At 41.4% G+C, this 18773-nt stretch carries 22 protein-coding genes; 13 read left to right on the forward strand and 9 right to left on the reverse strand.

The features are described from left to right. Nucleotides 1-57 precede the first annotated feature (57 nt). Nucleotides 58-1086, forward strand: coding sequence for a histidine kinase (locus KA713_06665; protein ID UXE68257.1), 1029 nt, complete (start codon nucleotides 58-60; stop codon nucleotides 1084-1086). Next, nucleotides 1076-1780, forward strand: coding sequence for a response regulator transcription factor (locus tag KA713_06670; protein UXE68258.1), 705 nt, complete (start codon nucleotides 1076-1078; stop codon nucleotides 1778-1780). Before KA713_06665 ends, KA713_06670 begins: the two co-directional genes overlap by 11 nt. 1097 nt (nucleotides 1781-2877) lie before the next feature. Here the strand turns inward: KA713_06670 and xth are convergent. Continuing rightward, a complete protein-coding gene (gene xth / locus KA713_06675) occupies nucleotides 2878-3648 on the reverse strand; it encodes an exodeoxyribonuclease III (GenBank protein ID UXE68259.1) in 771 nt (256 codons plus the stop codon). 193 nt (nucleotides 3649-3841) lie between these two features. Here xth and KA713_06680 point away from each other — a divergent pair, with 193 nt between their 5' ends. Then, a complete protein-coding gene (locus KA713_06680) occupies nucleotides 3842-4822 on the forward strand; it encodes a GSCFA domain-containing protein (protein UXE68260.1) in 981 nt (326 codons plus the stop codon). Then, on the forward strand, nucleotides 4815-5885 hold the full coding sequence (locus tag KA713_06685) for an AMP-binding protein (protein ID UXE68261.1): 1071 nt from the start codon (nucleotides 4815-4817) through the stop codon (nucleotides 5883-5885). Before KA713_06680 ends, KA713_06685 begins: the two co-directional genes overlap by 8 nt. A gap of 9 nt (nucleotides 5886-5894) precedes the next feature. On the opposite strand, the gene KA713_06690 is transcribed toward KA713_06685, so the two are convergent. The 4 genes from KA713_06690 to KA713_06705 form a co-directional block, all read right to left on the reverse strand. Then, nucleotides 5895-6314 carry a hypothetical protein gene (locus KA713_06690; GenBank protein UXE68262.1) on the reverse strand — a complete coding sequence of 140 codons (420 nt, stop codon included), beginning with the start codon at nucleotides 6312-6314 and terminating at the stop codon, nucleotides 5895-5897. 265 nt (nucleotides 6315-6579) lie between these two features. Continuing rightward, nucleotides 6580-7359 (reverse strand): helix-turn-helix domain-containing protein, encoded by a 780-nt coding sequence (locus tag KA713_06695; protein UXE69058.1) that lies wholly within the window; start codon nucleotides 7357-7359, stop codon nucleotides 6580-6582. Nucleotides 7360-7425: 66 nt separating this feature from the next. Continuing rightward, nucleotides 7426-7689: a hypothetical protein gene (locus tag KA713_06700; protein ID UXE68263.1), complete on the reverse strand. Its 264-nt coding sequence runs from the start codon at nucleotides 7687-7689 to the stop codon at nucleotides 7426-7428. Nucleotides 7690-7773: 84 nt separating this feature from the next. After that, the gene (locus tag KA713_06705; protein ID UXE68264.1) at nucleotides 7774-8898 is read right to left on the reverse strand and encodes an o-succinylbenzoate synthase; all 1125 of its coding nucleotides are present in this window, start codon (nucleotides 8896-8898) and stop codon (nucleotides 7774-7776) included. A gap of 152 nt (nucleotides 8899-9050) precedes the next feature. On the opposite strand from KA713_06705, the gene KA713_06710 reads away from it, so the two are divergent. Beyond that, nucleotides 9051-10235 (forward strand): S-adenosylmethionine:tRNA ribosyltransferase-isomerase, encoded by a 1185-nt coding sequence (locus KA713_06710; protein UXE68265.1) that lies wholly within the window; start codon nucleotides 9051-9053, stop codon nucleotides 10233-10235. 45 nt (nucleotides 10236-10280) lie between these two features. Here KA713_06710 and KA713_06715 read toward each other — a convergent pair whose 3' ends face one another. Next, nucleotides 10281-12572, reverse strand: coding sequence for a PD40 domain-containing protein (locus tag KA713_06715; protein UXE68266.1), 2292 nt, complete (start codon nucleotides 12570-12572; stop codon nucleotides 10281-10283). A gap of 229 nt (nucleotides 12573-12801) precedes the next feature. On the opposite strand from KA713_06715, the gene KA713_06720 reads away from it, so the two are divergent. The 5 genes from KA713_06720 (at nucleotide 12802) to KA713_06740 (ending at nucleotide 15565) form a co-directional block, all read left to right on the forward strand. Beyond that, nucleotides 12802-13032 carry a hypothetical protein gene (locus KA713_06720; protein ID UXE68267.1) on the forward strand — a complete coding sequence of 77 codons (231 nt, stop codon included), beginning with the start codon at nucleotides 12802-12804 and terminating at the stop codon, nucleotides 13030-13032. After that, on the forward strand, nucleotides 13019-13375 hold the full coding sequence (locus tag KA713_06725) for a hypothetical protein (protein UXE68268.1): 357 nt from the start codon (nucleotides 13019-13021) through the stop codon (nucleotides 13373-13375). Before KA713_06720 ends, KA713_06725 begins: the two co-directional genes overlap by 14 nt. A 21-nt stretch (nucleotides 13376-13396) precedes the next feature. Next, nucleotides 13397-13783, forward strand: coding sequence for a hypothetical protein (locus KA713_06730; GenBank protein UXE68269.1), 387 nt, complete (start codon nucleotides 13397-13399; stop codon nucleotides 13781-13783). A 4-nt stretch (nucleotides 13784-13787) separates the two neighbouring features. Further along, nucleotides 13788-15206 carry a hypothetical protein gene (locus KA713_06735; protein ID UXE68270.1) on the forward strand — a complete coding sequence of 473 codons (1419 nt, stop codon included), beginning with the start codon at nucleotides 13788-13790 and terminating at the stop codon, nucleotides 15204-15206. Between the two features lie 104 nt (nucleotides 15207-15310). Beyond that, complete coding sequence (locus tag KA713_06740) at nucleotides 15311-15565, forward strand: hypothetical protein (protein UXE68271.1); 255 nt, start codon at nucleotides 15311-15313, stop codon at nucleotides 15563-15565. A gap of 36 nt (nucleotides 15566-15601) precedes the next feature. Here the strand turns inward: KA713_06740 and KA713_06745 are convergent, their stop codons facing one another. Both KA713_06745 and KA713_06750 read right to left on the reverse strand, forming a co-directional pair. Beyond that, nucleotides 15602-16075 carry a hypothetical protein gene (locus KA713_06745; GenBank protein ID UXE69228.1) on the reverse strand — a complete coding sequence of 158 codons (474 nt, stop codon included), beginning with the start codon at nucleotides 16073-16075 and terminating at the stop codon, nucleotides 15602-15604. Beyond that, nucleotides 16020-16808 carry a DUF1295 domain-containing protein gene (locus KA713_06750; GenBank protein UXE68272.1) on the reverse strand — a complete coding sequence of 263 codons (789 nt, stop codon included), beginning with the start codon at nucleotides 16806-16808 and terminating at the stop codon, nucleotides 16020-16022. The genes KA713_06745 and KA713_06750 overlap by 56 nt, the downstream gene beginning before the upstream one ends. Before the next feature lie 82 nt (nucleotides 16809-16890). Here KA713_06750 and KA713_06755 point away from each other — a divergent pair, with 82 nt between their 5' ends. The 3 genes from KA713_06755 to KA713_06765 all read left to right on the forward strand — a co-directional run bounded on the left by KA713_06755 (nucleotide 16891) and on the right by KA713_06765 (nucleotide 18293). After that, entirely contained in the window at nucleotides 16891-17352 is a 462-nt protein-coding gene (locus KA713_06755) for a MaoC family dehydratase (GenBank protein UXE68273.1), read from the forward strand. Between the two features lie 81 nt (nucleotides 17353-17433). Then, entirely contained in the window at nucleotides 17434-17814 is a 381-nt protein-coding gene (locus KA713_06760) for an SRPBCC domain-containing protein (GenBank protein UXE68274.1), read from the forward strand. Between the two features lie 41 nt (nucleotides 17815-17855). Continuing rightward, nucleotides 17856-18293, forward strand: a complete 438-nt coding sequence (locus tag KA713_06765; protein ID UXE68275.1) for an SET domain-containing protein — start codon at nucleotides 17856-17858, stop codon at nucleotides 18291-18293. Between the two features lie 168 nt (nucleotides 18294-18461). Here the strand turns inward: KA713_06765 and KA713_06770 are convergent, their stop codons facing one another. Next, a complete protein-coding gene (locus KA713_06770) occupies nucleotides 18462-18764 on the reverse strand; it encodes a DUF952 domain-containing protein (GenBank protein ID UXE68276.1) in 303 nt (100 codons plus the stop codon). Nucleotides 18765-18773: the final 9 nt, after the last annotated feature.

Raw genomic sequence — 18773 nt, forward strand, 5'->3', positions numbered from 1 at the left:
ATGCCAACCCATTGTAATTGTTTCGATAGAAATTTAAATTGTTACTTTTGTTCATAAATGAATCAAAAGCCAACACCAAACAATCTATTTTTATTGCAAGGCGTTACCTGGCTGGTGGTTTTTCTCCTGATGTTCCTAAATAAATTGCAATACAAGCCCTGGCTTCAGGGGCTTGCCTATTCCATCATCAGTTTATGTGTATATATGATTATTATTTATGTGCATGCAGGCTGGTTGATTCCACAATTCTTTTTGGCCAAAAAGTATTTTGTTTATACGTTATTAGCTATTGTCTTGCTGGTAGTCTTAAATTTCGGTGACATCTACTTTTCGTTGTACATTCAAAACACTTTTTTTTCTGCTGATAAAGTAAACCCTACCAGAAATATGATTTTGTCCAACGGTATCAACGTCATACTGGTATTTCTTGTTAGCATCTTGTTTATCCTTGCGATGAATTATTTTCGCCTAAGCAATGCTCAGGAAACAGCAAAGGCTGAAAGGGTTAAAGCAGAGTTAGGTTTGTTGAAACAACAGTTGCAACCCCACTTTTTGTTTAACACACTCAACAATATTTACTATGTGGCTCAAAAAAAATCTCCCGAAGCAGCGGATCTGATTGAGCGACTATCAGGAATCATGCGCTATTTTATTGAAGAGAGCCCACGGGAAAAGGTGATGTTGGAAAGTGAGATTGAGTTGTTGAAGAGCTATATTGAATTGGAGCGTATTCGGGTGAAGAATGAGATAGAAGTTGAATTTAAGTTGGAAGGAGTTTTAAATGGCATTGGGATACATCCCTTGTTGTTAATGCCGATTGTAGAAAATATTTTTAAACACGGGATTGATAAAAGAAGTCAGGTGAACATTATCCGACTGCATCTGAAGGTGAACCAGGGACGATTGTACTTTGAGACACAAAATAGGTTAGTATTAACAACTGAACAAGAATACGCTGGTGGGATTGGCATTGCCAATCTTAAGAAGAGATTAAGTTTATATTATGGAAATAACTACGAAGTAAGTGCAAGGGTGGTGGAAGACTTTTATTTTTGCAAGGTCAATTTTCCAATTCATGAGCTTTAGTTGTATAATCGTAGATGACGAGCCCAATGCCTTGCATTTGATGCAAGATTACATCGGCAGAACGCTCTTATTGGATTTGAAGGGAACATTTTCGGATGCTGTAGAGGCACTTGAATTTTTACGGAAGAAAAAAGCCGTGGATGTTATTTTCACAGACGTAAACATGCCCATGCTAAGCGGTATGGATATGGCCGACATTTTACCCCGATCTCAGAGATTTATTTTCACCACTGCCTACAGCGAACATGCCTTGTCGAGTTTTTCCTATTATGTCATTGATTACCTGCTTAAGCCCATTAGCTTCAAAAGATTTTCTCAGTCGGTGGCAAAAATTGAGCAATCCTTTTTGCATTCAACAAAAGACACTTCAGCGGTCGACCAAGAATTTATCTTCGTCAAAAGTGGAAAACAGTTCATCAAGATTATCTTTTCAGAAATTTTTTTTATCATGGGTGCTAAGGAGTATGTGAGCATTCAAACACGGAAGGGAAAAATTCTCGTGTATATCCGCATGAAAGGAATTGGTGACCTTTTGCCGAATTACTTCATGCGGGTACACCATTCTTATATTGTTAATACCAAATACCTCGAAAGAGTACAGTCCGGAATTGTTGTGGTGGCGGGAATAAATATTCCGGTTAGCGACAGTTACAAGAATTCTGTTATTGTATTTGTGGACAAAACAGGACTTTAAATGAACCCTCCTTCACGCTGGTCACCTTACCAGCGTGCGGACAACACTTACAAAACTTAAAGTTAGATATTTATTTACCTTTTCACGCTCTTTAAAGCCTCAAAATCGCAATCCAAAATCTACGAATCCTAAAAATGAGTTTTTAGCCTTAAATTCGGTCAGATTTTCTGACAAAATACATGGACTATAAAATTGAATTTACCCGTTAAGAAATCACCCCCTGGTCGGGTACTCATGCTCAATAAAATGCTTGACGAAATGGATTTCGACAGTTTCCTTGAAGGGTTGGGATTGCCCAGGCAAGGATCCATCCCGGTTATCCATACGATCAACTCATCAAGCAGTTTACGAACAGCGAGCGGCTTCGTATCAATGGTTTTTAAAAATTTGCAGTTCACTAACCTTAAATGTGGACATTTAAGGCACAAGTGTCGCGCACACCAACGAACATGCGGAAGACTTGCGCTAGTACGGGCCAGTACGGAGGGGTATTCGAAAATCGCAACGCAACACCAACGCATCTAAGTTGAACAAAGCAGTTTAAAAGTAAAGAAGGGGCGAAAGCCTTTTTTTTCCTAGGCTGGATTGCCCTGATAGCGCACCTACTTTTTACTGTTATCCATAAGCAAGTGAAAGAATGTGAACAGTTTAGGAGTAATGGACATTTATTAGGCTGTTTTTTAGACACAGTTTATGACTATGGTCAGCATGGCTTCAAACAATTTAGGTTCCTACATCTGTTTTGTATCCATGTTATCCATGCGAAATAAATTATCGGCCCCCCAGCGTGAGGTTAATAAAATCCAGCTTGATATGTTTGTGGCCATTAAAGGGGGTGTTTTTCAAAGCATAGAAAAATCCCCTTAATTTTAACCTATTAACCCTTTATAACACTTACTGAAAATTGGTCGGATGACAATAATTTATAATAGCATTTCTTGAACACTTTTTTTACTGAGCAAAGCCTCTCTTACGGGGGCTTTGCTATTTTTCAAAGCCAACAATTATCAACAATCAGTGAGGTTTTTGTCTTAACTTAAGAGCACTGAATCGTATTAAGAGCACTGAATCGTATTAAGAGCACTGAATCGTAAATCCTAAATCTCTAATTTAAGCCCAACCGGGCAATGATCCGATCCAAAGTATTCATTGTAGATCAATGCATCCTTAATCTTTGGTTGTAATGAAGTGGCCGTTAAAAAATGATCAATGCGCCACCCTATGTTTTTTTCGCGGCCAAAAATAACCTGATTCCAATACGAAAACTTTTGCTGTTCAGGATAAAAGTGCCGAAAGGTATCGGTGAAGCCAACCTCTAACAACTTCGTAAATCCGTCAATCTCTTGCTGCATGTAGCCAGCAGATTTATTGTAATTCTCCTTTGGCCGTGATAAATCAAGAGGCTGATGAGCCACATTAAAATCACCACAAACAATCACGGGCTTGCGCTTATTCAACCAAAGCAAATAATCGCGAAAGGCATTGTCCCACGATTGCCGATAATCCAACCGCGCTAATTCAGAACCGGAATTAGGCGTATAAACCGTAACAACAAAATAAGTGGTGAACTCGGCCGCAATCACCCTCCCTTCTTGGTCAAATTCTTCCAAGCCCATATCGTAGGTTACATTCACGGGCTCTTCTTTGGTGATAATGGCCGTGCCTGAATAACCTTTTCTTGCTTTCGAGGAGTTGGCAAATACATGGTAGTCCGCTAGAAGTTCTAGAGCAGAAAGCGTTTCTTCCTTCGCTGCCTTGGTCTCTTGTAAACACAGGATATCCGGTGCCATGGCCTTTACGCTTGTCAAAAAATCCTTTTTTATAATGGCACGAATGCCGTTCACATTCCACGATACAAAATGCTTCATTGACCTTGATGTGCTATTTAGATGTTTATTCTTATTGGTAATCTTGAAGATGCTAAAATAGCGATGATTTAAGTGATTCACACGATGCCCAATCAAAAGCACTAAAATTTTTTATTGAAACAATAAATCAACTCTCAAATACGCAGGCCGTATATTTACTACCAATAATGGCCGAAGTAACACGGTTGTATATATGAAAACTTGGCGAACAGAATTGATTCCACAAAAAGCAGAATTTCAAATTTCGCTGGCGGATGCCGTCTTTACTATTGGCTCCTGCTTTGCGCAAACGATGGGAAATCAATTGCTATCGAACAAAATAAAAACTCAGGTTAATCCGTTCGGTACCGCTTACAACCCTCACTGTATTCATAGGTTGATTACCAGTTGTTTAGACAAAAGCCCCTTAGAGGGTAGTGGCATCCTAAATCGAGAAGGTCTCTTTTTTCATTATGATTTTCATTCGCAGCAATCAGCTACCACAGAAGAAGGCTTGCTAAAGAAACTAAGCAAGCTACATGAAGACCACTCTCATAACCTTAAACAGGCCAATGTACTCATCATCACCTACGGCACGGCATTCGTTTATCGAAGAAAAGATAATCAGCAAATTGTTTCAAATTGTCATAAAGTTCCAGCAAGTGAGTTCACTAAAGAATTGTTGACGGTAGAAGAAATCATCGAATCATTTGAAAAGATGCATGATGCCTTGGTCAACAAAAATTCGACAATTAAAATCATCTTAACGGTAAGTCCTGTTCGGCACACTAAAGATGGGCTTGAACAAAATACTGTTAGCAAGTCGGTTTTACGCTTGGCATGTCATCAACTAGCAGAGAGAAAAGGAGTGGTCTACTTTCCTGCCTACGAACTGATGATGGATGACTTGCGCGATTACCGCTTCTACAAAACCGACCGCATTCACCCTACAGAAGAAGCCGAAGAATACATTTGGGAAAAGTTTATGGAAACCTATTTCAACCCAGAAACAAAAAAGTTCTTTGAAGAATGGCAAGAAATAAAGTTGGCACTTCAGCATCGGCCGTTTCATGAACACTCCACTGCACATCAGACATTTTTAAAAAACACGTTGAGTAAACTTCAAAAGCTTTCACCGAAAGCCGATGTTTCTTCAGAAATACTAGAACTAAAATCTCGCCTTGGCCATGATTGATCATCTAACCCTCAACGGAAAGAAGATTGACTTCCGTGATTTTGGCAATGTGGATATCGCCTCCCTTTCTGATTTTGAAAAAAACACTCTTCACTTTTGTCAACAATGGATTTCGGGTAGCAAGCAATTTGAGTTACAGACTTCTGGTTCTACAGGTGAACCCAAAAAAATAACGGTAACGCGAGGGCAAATGGAGACAAGTGCCCGAATGACGATCGCTGCCTTGGGCCTCTCTCCTAATCAAACCGCGTTGGTCTGTCTGGATACCCGTTACATTGCAGGCAAAATGATGCTGGTACGCGCGATGGTAGGCAATCTTAACCTACTTGTATGGGAACCGAGTGCCAATCCATTTGAAAAATTGCAAAACGAAACAATTGATTTCGTAGCTCTAGTGCCCTATCAACTAAAAACAATTTTGGAATCAGAACAACGTAATCAATTCAATAAAATAAACCATGTCATTATTGGAGGTTCGCCTTTAGATGGCTCAGTAAAAAAAATGTTAGCGCATTACTCTTGCCAATTTTACGAAACATTCGGCATGACCGAAACGCTTTCGCACATTGCTTTAAAAAAAATAAATGGGTCAGGAAAATCAGATTATTTTAGAGTTCTTCCAGGCATCCACATTCGCCAAGACGAGCGTGCCTGCTTGTGCATCCAGGCCCCTCACCTATCTACAGAAATCAGCACCAACGATGTGGTTGAAATGAAAAGTCTCGAAGAATTTATTTGGCTGGGCAGATTTGATAACGTTATCAATTCCGGGGGAGTTAAGGTCTTTCCTGAATCAACAGAACGAAAAATTGAAGCAATTTTTTCTGAACTCGAGATTGTCAATCAGTTTTTTATTGCTGGATTGCCCGATGAGAAATGGGGGCAAACAGTAGCACTGATTGTAGAAGGAAGCCTGACCGAAAATACTATTGAGAAGATGCAGGGAAAAATTAAAGAGAGGCTATCCAAATTTGAAATACCGCGTTCAATAAAATTTCTTGAAAGGTTTGCTGAAACAGGAACTGGAAAAATCAATCGAAAAGAAACTATATCAAAACTGTAGATAAAAAATCTACTTCATTTTCATCTGAGCAAAGTAAGGGTGCTCGGGGTTTACAATCAATTGCTGACGGAGCGGATCGATCAACACGTCCATATCTTCCAAAGGAATAGCACCCAACAATACTTCGGAATCCCCGGGTAATACCATGGCATGAGTAAGTGTGCGTCTGTTCTTAAATTTCAATTCAATAGGGCCAACTACTTCGCATTCTTTAATAGATCCATCGGCCATTTGGGCTTTGCGCTTTTCTAAGACAGGCAAGTCTAGCTGCTCCTGAATGTTTTCATTGATGGCTAGCATATACGAGTTTGTGTCTACAAGTGCATTTACAAAAATATGCCGAACTTCATCTTTATCGATTACATTTCTTCTTACCATAGCTAAATCATCTGCATTGATAAGTTCTATTTCAGCATAAATCAATCCCATATTCTTTTTGTTAGAAAAATCACACCGCTACAAATGTACAATCTTATACTCTACAGTAGATGAAATCAGTATAGGTGCATTTTCAAATTCGCAATACACTATTTGAGCCTTTCGAGGTCGGCACAAAACCACTATTCAAGGAATAAAACCTAAAATCACAATTCTAAAATCACAAATCAAAAATTTTTATCCCTCACTGCCTCCGTGGCCCGCGTGCACACGAACCACCGGAAAACAGATTTTGGCAACCGCTAAGTTAGTCTCTTCAATTCTTTTTGCTCTTCAACTTTAAAATGTCTTTTTGTAAGTCCAGCACCACACTCGCCAATTGCTCAACGGATACATCGTTTTTGGTTTCTACATCCGGAAACTGAACACTGATGTATGCCTTTGCCGACCAAGCTTCCATTACATCGCTTGCATCAATTTGGTAGGGCGCATATTGCCTGTTGTCGGATACCAAAAACAACTTTCCCGTTTCTTCTAAGTAATTGAACACGCGCTTGTACACAATACCTTCTCGCTGCGAAACCAGGATATACGTTTTTCCGCTCTTGATATTCTTCAGGTTTTCGAGATGCTCACCAATCACAATAGTGCCCGGTAAAATCGGAAGCATGGAATCGCCCGAGATTTCAAAAGCACGATAAGTTCCCTGCTTGAGAATAGGAAGCTGAAATCTCGGCAGCTCCTTCACATACTCGGTATCAGCATAACCATTCAAGTATCCGGCAGCCGCTTTCATGGGTACCAATTCGATATTATCCCTACCGGCTAAGTCTTGGGTAACCACCATTACATCTTTCCCAAAAGAAGCAGTTTTGGCCAATGGCTTTTCGGTGGTTAAATCTTTTCCAATCAAATCATCCACCGAAATTTTACAGACATCGGCAATCTTTTGAAGCAACTCTAACTTCGGTTCCGCGCGGCCTTCTTCATACGCTCCCAATAACGAACGCTTGATTTCTAACTTCGCAGCAAACTGATCTTGCGTTAACTTCATTTGTTTGCGCAATGCGCGAAGATTTTCATTTAGGTTTGTCATCATTACTAATTTTAAAGCACTAAAGATTCTAACTTCTAACTACCATATTCTATCCTGACCATACCTTCAGGACTTCTTAAAAATCAATATCCGTCCGCTATTTACTTGTTTCATACCCAGCGAGAATAAATTGCGCTGAAAGTACTTGGGTTGATCATTCATGTTCTCTACGTGACGGTGGATCTTGGCAATCACTTCTTGCAGTGGTGTAAATGGCTCAGCCAGTAAGTATCCATAAAAGTTTTCGGGGGCGCCTTCCGTTGTAAAGTTGACCTGAAATTTACCCGATGCTAACTTTTTGCTCTTCAATCTTAATCGTGCCCCTTCCATAACTAATTATTTTAGCCAAATATCGGTCAATTATCGAATTAAGCAAGAAATAAAACTAAATAATTTAGTTATTGAGCAGAGAGTTTAACTTATGAATAGCGGTTTTTCTGCGCCTTCTGGCGGAAATAGTAATTCTAAATTCCAATCTGTCAACAAGTTATAATTGAGATTGCCTGCCGCTACTTGTAACGGAGAGATTATGTTATTGGTGTAAAGTGAACCTGTACCTAACCCTTGCGGAATACTTACCGGGTACTGAGCGGTGAACTGTGCGATAGCATTTAGCCCAATGTTGGATTCAAGTGCAGAAGTAATCCACCAACTGATGCCCAACTGATTGGCCAATTGAATCCAATCTGCCGTTGATTGCAATCCTCCCATCAGCGAAGGCTTTAAAATGATACTCTTGGGCTTTAGTCGTGTAAGTAATGATAATCGAGCAGCACTCGATACACCAATCAACTCTTCATCTAATGCAATGGGCACGGGCGATTCACGACAAATCAATTCCATTTCTGGAAGACCGGATTTGATCGGTTGCTCGATGCTGTGAACGTCAAAGCGCGCGAGGGCGCGAAGTTTATCCAAGGCATCGTCTACTTTAAATGCCCCGTTGGCATCCAACCGAATTACAATATTCTGTTTGTAATACTTTCTTCGGATGTATTGCAATATATCGCACTCCTTTTCAAAGTTGTGGCTGCCCACTTTCATTTTGATGCACGAAAATCCATCGCGGATTTTGATGTCGATTTGTTGCAACATGTAATCGAGCCCACCCATCCATATCAGTCCGTTGATCGGAATGGACTTGCCCTTCAGAAAATCATTTTCAAAAATCAATCGCGAGCCCCCATTCAACAAATCTAGTAAAGCTGTTTCAACCGCAAAGATTACGGATGAGCAGGTAGGGTCTAATTTATTCTCGGAAAGAAAAGCATGCAATTCAGTCAGCCTTAATTTCTGAGATGGTAAGGTTGCTCCCTCTACCTTTTCCACCCAGGCGGTCAATTCCGTTTCTGCCTCTTCATTCGACTCGTTACTTAGGCCAATGAGTGGAGCACACTCGCCCAGGCCAAACACTTCGGGTTGCTCGGTATGCCATATTTTCAAAAACCAAACAGGTCGCTCTTTCATTGAACCGCGCGAGGTGCGGGCTTCAAAATTGAATTGAAGAATATGTTTATGAACGCTGGCGCGAAGGGGCATGATGAGGATTTGGGCTAAATTTCGTAAAAAATCTCTTTACAAAGATGTTTGCCATGGACATACAGATTTGCACGGAATCAATATTGGTGTTTTCATTTAAAGAGAATCGAAACCTACCTTTGCGACTTAGCGTCTTTGCGTGAAATAAGTTTATGCTCAACATCAACGACTATAAGTACGAATTACCTCAACAACGGATTGCACTCTATCCTTTAGACCAACGTGATCAATCAAAACTGCTGGTTTACCAATCAGGAAAAATAGTTCATCAGCACTTTTATGAAATCTCAAATTTTTTGCCAGCCGGTGCGACACTTTTCTTTAACGATACCAAAGTCATTCCTGCCCGATTGCTATTTCAGAAAGATACCGGTGCAGCTATTGAATTGTTTTTGCTAAACCCCATTTTACCTTCCCCACTTGTTTCGCTTTCCATGGAAGCACGCGGCAGTTCGCAATGGCATGTGGTGATTGGCAATGCCAAACGTTGGAACGATGACAAACCTTTAACGCTTTCGCTCAAGGATGCGCAGCTCTCCGCTAACCTAATCGACAAAGAAAAAGGCTTGGTCAACTTCAGTTGGAAACCTGAAAATTTAACCTTTGCCGAAATCATTTCAAAAGCCGGTGCAACACCATTGCCTCCGTACTTAAAAAGAGAAGTAGAAGCCAGTGACCGTGAGCGGTACCAAACGATTTATTCTAAAAAAGAAGGGGCGGTGGCCGCGCCTACGGCAGGTTTGCACTTTACTGAAAGAGTATTCGATGACTTAAGAAAGAAAAACATCCAATCAGATTTTCTTACGCTTCATGTAAGTGCAGGCACGTTTCAACCGGTGAAAGTAGAAAACGCACTGGAACACCCGATGCATGCCGAGCAAATGGTGGTGTCTAAAGTGAATTTGGAAAATATTCTAAACAGCAAGGGAAAAATAATTGCCGTTGGCACAACTTCTCTACGCACATTGGAAAGTTTGTATTGGTACGGGGTGAACCTTGAGAAAAATCCGAATGCTGATTTTATTATCGAACAAAACGAACCTTACGAAAATATTGGTCACTTGAATTTTAAAGAAGCCATCAAAAATATTCTAAACAAATTAGAGCATGATCAAGCAACCCAGCTCATTGGCGAAACCAGCATTTACATCGTTCCGGGCTACCAAATAAAAAGTTGTGAAGCCCTGATCACCAACTTTCATCAACCAGGTTCGACTTTGATGCTATTGGTGGCGGCTTTTGTCGGAAATGATTGGAAAAAAATTTACGAACAGGCGCTTGAAAACAATTATCGTTTTTTAAGCTATGGCGATAGCTCTCTCTTACTTAGGGCTTAGGTCTTGGGACTTGAGAGATATGACCTAAGACCTAACACCCAACGCCTAATTTAACGCAACAACCCTCACCTCTACTCTTCTACCCTCCTCTTTGCTAGCCTTTTGATCTTTGGTAGCACCGTAACCTTTTGCAATAATTCGCCTACGTACCACGCCTTGGTGATTAAAGTAATCCAGCACGATAATGGCGCGTTTGTTGGATATTTCTCGATTGGCCTCTTCGGTTCCTTCTGCTGAAGCAAAGCCTGAAATCTCAATGCCCAACGCGGGGTTTTGATTGATTACTGCAAGAATACTTTCCAGTTCTTTAATATATTGAGTCTTCAGGTCGCTCTTGCCCTGATCGAAAAATACTTTTACAAACTTGCTCAGCAAAGCTTTATCGTACGAGGCGGTGGGCTTGGCAATTTTATTGTTTTTCATTTCTTCTGAAAAAACCATGGTAGGCAGGGAAAATACCGTTTTTCCTTCCAATTGCCTTTGCTCAAACTTGCTCTCATCGCTTTCGTCATAGTAGTAGGTGCGGGTAGCTACATCTATTTTAGTATTTTCCTTTTCATTAAAGTTTACGCCATCAATCGGATCAGTGTGCTCAATTAGTCCGACCAAGTATTCAATGCCCTCTTTGTCATTCGCGGCCATCAAATCCAGCATCATATCATACACATCTACTTTGTTGGTTTGCACCAACTTGGCTTCGTTGCTGGTGCGCACATCGGTTTTCACATCCCGATCGGTATCATAAAACGCATTTCTAACTTGCACCTCTTGGCCAACCACCACATCAAATTGCTTGATAGTTTTCAAATTGATTTGCTGATACAACTCGTAGAAATAAGTTTGATTGGGAATGTTCACGTTCAACGTGTAGGGCAAAAATCCCTCTGATTCAATAATAATATCGTAATTTTTTGAAGGCGGCATGATAATCAGGTACTCACCTGTTTTAGGATCTGGATCGTAGACAAACTCCAATTCTTTTCTGGTCTCTGCGTCAACCACATACATTTTGGAAGGCATGGTCTTGCCCGTCTCGGCATTGATGATTCGCCCTTTAATCATAGTGAGCGGAATCGTCATGGCATTCTCTGGCATGTCCAAATAGTAAATGTCTTGCGCCCCTTGTCCGCCTTTTCTGTCCGATGAAAAATACCCGCGCTTGCCATCGGCCAATAATGTAAAGTAGTTGTCGTTACTGGTGGTGTTTACTGGGTAGCCCATGTTCTCAGGTTTGGTCCATTTACCATTTACCAACGTGGTTTTAAAAATATCGCGTCCGCCCATGGTTGCATGACCATCAGAAGTAAAAAACAATGTCTTTTGATCAGGATGGATAAACGGAGCATCCTCATCATCAGGTGTATTGATCTCAGGGCCAAGGTTAATTGCTTGGCTCCACACTCCAGTCGCCTTTTGCTCAATCTTCCAAATGTCTAAGCCACCCCTTCCACCTCTCTGGTTGGAAGCGAAATAAATCACTTTGCCATCAGGGGAAATACTGCAAGTAGTTTCCATTCCTAGCGAGTTGATGGTGTTGGATAAGATGCTCGGCTTTGACCACACATCACCCGACTTGATAACTTGAAACAGATTGCCCTGATCGGTGGCACCTCCCATAAACACCACCATCTTCTGGCCATCGGGTGTAATACCTGCCGTGCCTACGTTGTATTCAGAAGCAATCGGCACAACGACCGGTTCACTCCAATTACCCGACTTATTGTAAGAAACATAAATCTCCTCAATGAATTTATCACCCGAGCGTGTGCGGCTAGTGTTGGGGCGAAGGGCTGTGAATGCCATTACGCTTTCATCTGCCGAAACCACCGGGTTATATTCAGTGTACTTTGAATTGACATTGCCCGGAAAACTATGAACAGTAAAATTTCGAGGCGCTGACATAAGTGCGATCGCATTTTGACAAGCCGCCAATCCCTTATCAGCCTGCGCAACTTGCTTCTTATCCAACTTCACCATCTCCCTGTAACTTGAAAAAGTTTCTATGGCCTTTTCCAGTTGCTCATTCTTCAGGTAAAGTGTTGCCAAATCGAAATAAGCCACCGGTGGTAGATCCTTTTTCAAATTAATGGCTTGCTCGTAATAGGGTATTGCCTTTATTTGATCATCGGTAGTTTGGGACACTTTGTAGCAAAAGCCTGTTTGATAAAATGCCAATCCGTCTTTGGTACCAGCTTGAATGGCTTCCAAATACTTGGGAAGGGCTTGTTGGTAGTTTTTAAAATTAAACAAAAGTTGTGCATCGGTAAGTGCCTTGTTGTTTTGTGCCAACACCGCGTGCGAGCATACCAGCAAAGCCATCCATACTATTCTATTCATGTCGGTTCAATTAAAGTTTTACAATTCTACGCTATTTACCTTTCAAAAGGTTATTGAAATATTGGTGAAACTTACAGAGGTCTATTTTTCGACTATTCGCAAAACAAAAATCCAATAAAATCTGATAAACCACTAACAACCAGTTATTAAATTGTTAGCGCCTAAATTAAAAATTGTGTAGGTTTTTCCGCCAAATAGTGTATAATTTAACTTGAAATTACCCATTACTATGAATCGAATTTGGTACATACTGAACGTGGAAGAGAATAATAACGTGGAAGAGAATAATCAAGGGACTGTAGGTTTTTTGTTTACCATGAGCTTTCTGATGGGTTTGTTTCATTTGCGAATATGTCCAACGTGCGCGATGCCAAGCAATTGGTGGTCAGTGAGGACGTTTGGTACAAGATATTCCCTCACTCCTGGCATTTTTCACTATCCCTATCATGCACAACTTTAACGTTCAGCAAAAGGCACTTTACACTATTGGACTCTTCAGTGTGATTGGCTGCTTGATTTTGTCCTTCGTTCTTTCGGGCAAATACTTACCAAGCGAGAAGTCGGTGAATAAATCTGAATCGAATATCAAGAAACTTGGCCTTTTTGGGTTTTTAAGCAATCGATACATCCTAACATTGTCGGCATTCATAATTATCTATAATGTTGCCCTTAGGTTTATCAATTACTCATTTTTTAATGTCACCACAGTCCAATTCAAATCAGATTCATTGGAGTTGCTAACATCTCTGAGTTTGTTTGAAGCACTAAAATTGTTTTCAGCTTCTTATTCACCACATTTGTAGCAGATTTCAACAATCAATACTATGGCTTACGGTTTTCTCTGCTCATTACGCCCATTCCTCCAGCAAAATGAGGCAACCGAATTAAGAGGATTGGCCGTGCAGACTGCAGTAGCAGCCAACCTGAAGCCTTGTGAAAAATTGAACATAACGGTTAGCGAAAATCCAAATTATACATCCTTGAAAAAAAATGGTGAGGTGGTTCAAAACCTGAATCATATCGAAGTGGTTGGCGATTTGTCTCACAAAGAGGCCACCCCTGACATTACCAAAGTAGTGGCGAAAGACAGTGCTGTGGTGTTTAACTTTTCGTTGATTGATTTTTACTTTGTGATGACGAGCCATTATGATTTGGCACAAGGACTTATTCCTAATGTTACCGAAAGAAAAACAGAAACCATAAATTCATAAATAAATGGCATTAGAAATAGACGTACTGGTTACCTATGCAGAAAAGGATAATGAAACAGCTAAAAATAGCGAGCAAGGTTGGGTAACCCAATTCAAAAAATTTCTAGAGTTGATGTTACTTCAAGTGCTCGGCACTAAACCCAACATTGTAATTAAATCTGAGTTTGATACCGCGCCCGCTTTGGATAATGCCGCGATAGTAGTGGCCATCTTGACAAAAGAATTTGTGCAATCCGGTAGGTGTTTAGATTTAGTAGAGACGTTTTACAAAAACGCTTCCGCTTCCAAAACCAATCGTGTATTTAAGGCTATTAAGTCACCGCTCTCGTTGCAAGATCAACCAGCCCGCTTACGCGATTCGCTTGGTTACGAAATGTACCAGTTGGATGATGAAACAGGTGTCATGAAAGAATACACCGACTTCTTTAGCCCGGAAGCGGAGAAGCAATATTGGATGAAGATGGTTGATCTGGCGTACGACATTCACGAAGCTTTGTTGGCCTTGAAAGAAGGCAAATCAAAAACAGAGGTAAAAAATATCTATCGCAGAAAGACCATTTACTTGGCAGAAACTGGCCACGACCTATCCATTCAGCGAAATATCATCAAACGCGAACTGATGCGGCACGGCTTTGTGGTGTTGCCCAATCATACTTTATCGACCCATGCCTCGGAAGTAGAGCATGACATCCGTAAAGATTTAGAAGAATGTAGTCTTTCCATCCACCTGATTGGCAATGCCTATGGCGAAATACCCAATGGTGGAGACAAATCGATTGTGGACATCCAAAACAAAATTGCTGCCGAAGTAGCCTTGAGTAAGAAGCAAACCAAACAAGACTTTTCGCGTTTGATCTGGATTGCTCAGAATCTGAAAAACGTCAGCGACAAACAGAAGGCATTCATCGAAACATTGAAGCGCGACACCGAAGCACAAGAAGGTGCCGAGATTTTACAAAACCCATTGGAAGATTTTAAAAATATCATCCGCCAAGAATTGATTGATACGCCCGACCATGGCAATGAAGAGCACAGCAGCAAAACCATTTATTTGGTTCACGATCGCATCGATTCGGCAGAAGTAAAACCCTTTCAAGAGGTGATCGAAAAATCTGGCTTTAAAGTTTTGTCTCCTACATTTGAAGGCGATCTGCTGGACGTGCGCAAACAGCACATCGACAACCTGCGCGTTTTTGATGGTGCTATTATCTTTAAAGGAAAAGTAAACGATCAATGGGTGCGCATGAAGGTATTGGATTTACTGAAAGCTCCCGGCTTTGGCAGAAAAAAACCAATTCAAGGCAAAGCAATTGTAGGCAACGGAAATTTAGATAGTTATAAAAATCAAAACCTAACGGTGATATCCAGCGATATTAACCGTTCGGTGGAAACATTGAAGATTTTTTTGAGTGAATTATCGTGATGTGCATTTGGGTGCAATTGAAAAACTGGGGAGATAACGAAGCCGATGCCGCTTCGATGTGCCGAGCATGCAAGGTCGGCTTTTGGTGACCACACGATTTGCAATTGACACTCAACTGGCAAGCGCTGCACAAGCCTACATTGGTACGGGGGCGGCACAACAACCCTACATTCGAGCAAACCATCATTTTCTTAGAATATTCGAAGAAAGAATTTTACACCGAGCAACGAATAAAAGAACTAGAGAAAAAGCGGAAGTTGCGCACAGCCCGCACACCGTTGATGGTGTATGATATAGTAGGCAAAGCCGTACACCAAACAGTCATTGATAAAGTCCAGCAAAGTAAAGTAAAACGATGAACACACAAGATTTTGCTCCGGGCGCAAAATGACGAATTACAAAATATCAATATGATACACATCTGTCTCGTTTCTGCGGATATTCTTTATCACAAAGCCACCAGGCTGTGGAATTTCTTCTACCAAATCAAACACCTTTACTGCTTTGGAAAGACCAGCAAAAATCAACAAAAAAGTAAAATCACCTTTGCGTATCATCGTCCACTGCGGGGCATATGAAATATTTTCGGCATGCACCAACTGCGAGCGCGTGGCCGACTGCTGATCGATCAAAAAAGTTGTGCGCCAAATACGGATCAACATGTCATCTGATGGATTGCTGAAATGGCAATGCACATATACAAATGAATCATCGAGCATGGCGGGGTCAATAGAGGCCAAAGTATCTACATCTACAGTTGGCTTTGTCAATGGTTCTTTCGTTTCTACGGCAAATTCAATAGATTTCGAGGCTCTATTTTTTAGGGAACCAAGGAAAAAATGCTGGCGTCTTTCGGATATACTCTTCATACTGGGGTTTGTTCTTTTTCAACGCACGTTCCAACAAAGATACACCCGATACCTTTATCAATAAAAAAGTCATCAACACAGACCCAAGCATCGACCAGTAACTTTCTGCGGCCACCGAAAACAAGGCAAAGCCCCACCACACACACGCATCACCAAAATAGTTGGGGTGTCTGGTCAATTTCCAGAAGCCGGTGTTTAACACTTTTCCCTTGTTGGTAGCATTGGCTTTGAATTTGGCCAATTGATAATCACCACCTGCCTCAAACAAAAATCCCACCGTCCAAAAAAGAATGGCAAGTCCATCCCATCCACCCAGTGGCGTTGTGGCGCCAAAATATTGAGCCGCCAATAAGGGTGAAGAAATCAACCACAACAAAAATCCCTGCAGCAAGAAAACCTGAAAAAAACTGAACCACCAATATCGCTCGGCACCATAGTGCAGCCTAAATTGGGCATACCGATAATCTTCGGGTTTGCCCACATTTCGCCAAAACAAATAGCCAAACAACCGCAAGCCCCATATAACAGAAGTAATCAGCACGATCAGTTTGCGGGAGGGATCTCCTGCGGAATTGAAAAAATAATAGGCTGCCAACAATACAAAACCCAATCCCCAAAATGGATCAACAATACTGGCATTCACCAACCTGACACTAGCGGCCCACACCAGCGTGAGCAACAGCATTACCACGCCAAATCCAATCAAGTAAACAGTCCAGAACGAAGTCAGCATAATCAAAATTCAAGATTAATAATTCGGGATTCAACTATTTCAGGTTCTTATTTTCATATTTTAGCAATCTTAATTGCAGCCAATGAGTGCATTAATCATTAGTAGCCACGCAGAATTTGAAACCTACCTTGGCAAAGAGCTGGGTGTGTCGGAGTATCATGTAATTACCCAGTCCCAAATCAACCAGTTTGCCGATGCTACCTTAGACCATCAGTGGATACACACCGACCCTGCACGCGCGGCCGAAAGCCAATTTAAAAGCACTATCGCACATGGCTACCTCACACTTTCGCTCGTGCCCCATTTGTGGGATCAGATTGCCGAGTTTCGAAACATCAAGATGATGGTGAACTATGGCATTGAAAAGTTAAAGTTCAACCAACCCGTGTTGGTCAACCAACAAGTGCGGCTTCGCGCCAAGTTACACTCCATTATAAATCTGCGTGGCATTACCAAATTTGAAGTAGACGTAACGCTGGAAATAAAAGACAACACCAAGCCTGCCTTTAATGGTATTTTGGTTTTTTTGTATCATTTTAATTAAATCGCCACACGCTGCATGCTACACGCCTCAGGCATGTAGCTTGTGGCTTTAGGCCTTCAGCCTTATCACTATCAGCATCAAATGAAAGACTTCAAAAAATACTATATCATCTCTGCACCACCCAGCGATGTTTACTTAGCACTCACCAATCCACTCACCATACATTTATGGTCGGGCGAAGAAGCGGTGATGAGCACCGAACCCGACAGCGAATTTAGTTTGTGGGAAGACAGCATTGTGGGGAAGAACTTAGAATTTGAACCTAACAAAAAAATTGTGCAGCAATGGTATTTCGAAGGGCAAGAAGAACCCTCCATTGTAACCATCAAATTGCACGAGGATAAAAATGGCACGTCTGCCGAACTCCGCCACTCCAACATACCCGATGAAGCGTATGACGACATGGTGGACGGCTGGAACGAACAATACTTTGGTGCGCTGCAGGAGTTCTATTCGGAATAAAGGAGTTAGGATACAGGAGTTAGGAGTCAGTAGAAATCCAAATGGCATTAGTAGAGAAATTTTTATTCATAAAAAAGTCAACGTTGCCTAAAGCGGGCAAGGGGCTGTTCACCAAAACAGAAATTGCCAAAGGCACTCGCCTAGTGGAGTACAAAGGCAAACTAAAAAAATGGAAAGAGGTGAAAGCACAAGATGGCTATAACGGCTACTTAATGTACATCACCCGCAATGCCGTGATTGATGCTTTGCTGGCTACTCACACACTTGGCAGATATGCCAACGATGCGAAGGGGCTTAGCCGTGTGGCGGGCATTCGCAACAATAGCGAATATGTGAGCGAGGGGAATCGCTGCTACATTGAAGCTACCCGAAAAATTAAAAAGGGTGAAGAAATTTTAGTGGGCTACGGAAGGGAGTTTTGGCAACTGCAGAAGAAGTTAGCTACAACCAAATCCATCAGAAAAACTAATAAAACGTAATCACTAGAAGCTATCTAAAAAAATAATTTTATTGGTCATTGCTAGTCCCGCGCCTCGCGGGATGTGACAATCCTCAACAATAGCCCTTGGTTTTTGGAGTGGGGACTGCCGCACAGCCAGTCACGATACCCCAAATCACACTTACCCTCGCAAGTATCCATAATATTTTTACTCAACTTTAGGGATTGATTCTACCTTCACAACGGCTGATTTATCAAGCCCACCAAATAAATGTGGGTACAGTTCGTTGCCCGTGCTGGGTTCATATTTCAGCTGTGCTGTTAATTTGGTTTCATCAACAGTAAGAAGCAACAGGTCTTCCCTTCCTTTGTAGTAGCGTTGCAGCACAACTGCCACTTGCGCTTCTGTTGAAAGATGAATGAAGCCTTCTTTCTCAAATTCTGTGGGAAAGTAGCTTGCAAGTTGAAGTTGTGAATTCCAAACTTCTTGTGTAGCAATGTGGTAGATCATATACGCTTG

Source organism: Chryseotalea sp. WA131a (assembly GCA_025370075.1).
GTDB lineage: Bacteria > Bacteroidota > Bacteroidia > Cytophagales > Cyclobacteriaceae > ELB16-189.

Bases quoted from the DNA above. Each gene is read 5' to 3' on its own strand.
- KA713_06705 (UXE68264.1), bottom strand. From the start codon at position 8,898: ATGCCCCTTCGCGCCAGCGTTCATAAACATATTCTTCAATTCAATTTT.
- KA713_06765 (UXE68275.1), top strand. From the start codon at position 17,856: ATGGCATTAGTAGAGAAATTTTTATTCATAAAAAAGTCAACGTTGCCT.
- KA713_06720 (UXE68267.1), top strand. From the start codon at position 12,802: ATGAATCGAATTTGGTACATACTGAACGTGGAAGAGAATAATAACGTG.
- KA713_06750 (UXE68272.1), bottom strand. From the start codon at position 16,808: ATGCTGACTTCGTTCTGGACTGTTTACTTGATTGGATTTGGCGTGGTA.
- KA713_06665 (UXE68257.1), top strand. From the start codon at position 58: ATGAATCAAAAGCCAACACCAAACAATCTATTTTTATTGCAAGGCGTT.
- KA713_06670 (UXE68258.1), top strand. From the start codon at position 1,076: ATGAGCTTTAGTTGTATAATCGTAGATGACGAGCCCAATGCCTTGCAT.
- KA713_06700 (UXE68263.1), bottom strand. From the start codon at position 7,689: ATGGAAGGGGCACGATTAAGATTGAAGAGCAAAAAGTTAGCATCGGGT.
- KA713_06755 (UXE68273.1), top strand. From the start codon at position 16,891: ATGAGTGCATTAATCATTAGTAGCCACGCAGAATTTGAAACCTACCTT.
- KA713_06725 (UXE68268.1), top strand. From the start codon at position 13,019: ATGCACAACTTTAACGTTCAGCAAAAGGCACTTTACACTATTGGACTC.
- KA713_06695 (UXE69058.1), bottom strand. From the start codon at position 7,359: ATGACAAACCTAAATGAAAATCTTCGCGCATTGCGCAAACAAATGAAG.
- KA713_06760 (UXE68274.1), top strand. From the start codon at position 17,434: ATGAAAGACTTCAAAAAATACTATATCATCTCTGCACCACCCAGCGAT.
- KA713_06680 (UXE68260.1), top strand. From the start codon at position 3,842: ATGAAAACTTGGCGAACAGAATTGATTCCACAAAAAGCAGAATTTCAA.
- KA713_06730 (UXE68269.1), top strand. From the start codon at position 13,397: ATGGCTTACGGTTTTCTCTGCTCATTACGCCCATTCCTCCAGCAAAAT.
- xth (UXE68259.1), bottom strand. From the start codon at position 3,648: ATGAAGCATTTTGTATCGTGGAATGTGAACGGCATTCGTGCCATTATA.
- KA713_06710 (UXE68265.1), top strand. From the start codon at position 9,051: ATGCTCAACATCAACGACTATAAGTACGAATTACCTCAACAACGGATT.
- KA713_06690 (UXE68262.1), bottom strand. From the start codon at position 6,314: ATGGGATTGATTTATGCTGAAATAGAACTTATCAATGCAGATGATTTA.
- KA713_06735 (UXE68270.1), top strand. From the start codon at position 13,788: ATGGCATTAGAAATAGACGTACTGGTTACCTATGCAGAAAAGGATAAT.
- KA713_06685 (UXE68261.1), top strand. From the start codon at position 4,815: ATGATTGATCATCTAACCCTCAACGGAAAGAAGATTGACTTCCGTGAT.
- KA713_06715 (UXE68266.1), bottom strand. From the start codon at position 12,572: ATGAATAGAATAGTATGGATGGCTTTGCTGGTATGCTCGCACGCGGTG.
- KA713_06770 (UXE68276.1), bottom strand. From the start codon at position 18,764: ATGATCTACCACATTGCTACACAAGAAGTTTGGAATTCACAACTTCAA.
- KA713_06745 (UXE69228.1), bottom strand. From the start codon at position 16,075: ATGAAGAGTATATCCGAAAGACGCCAGCATTTTTTCCTTGGTTCCCTA.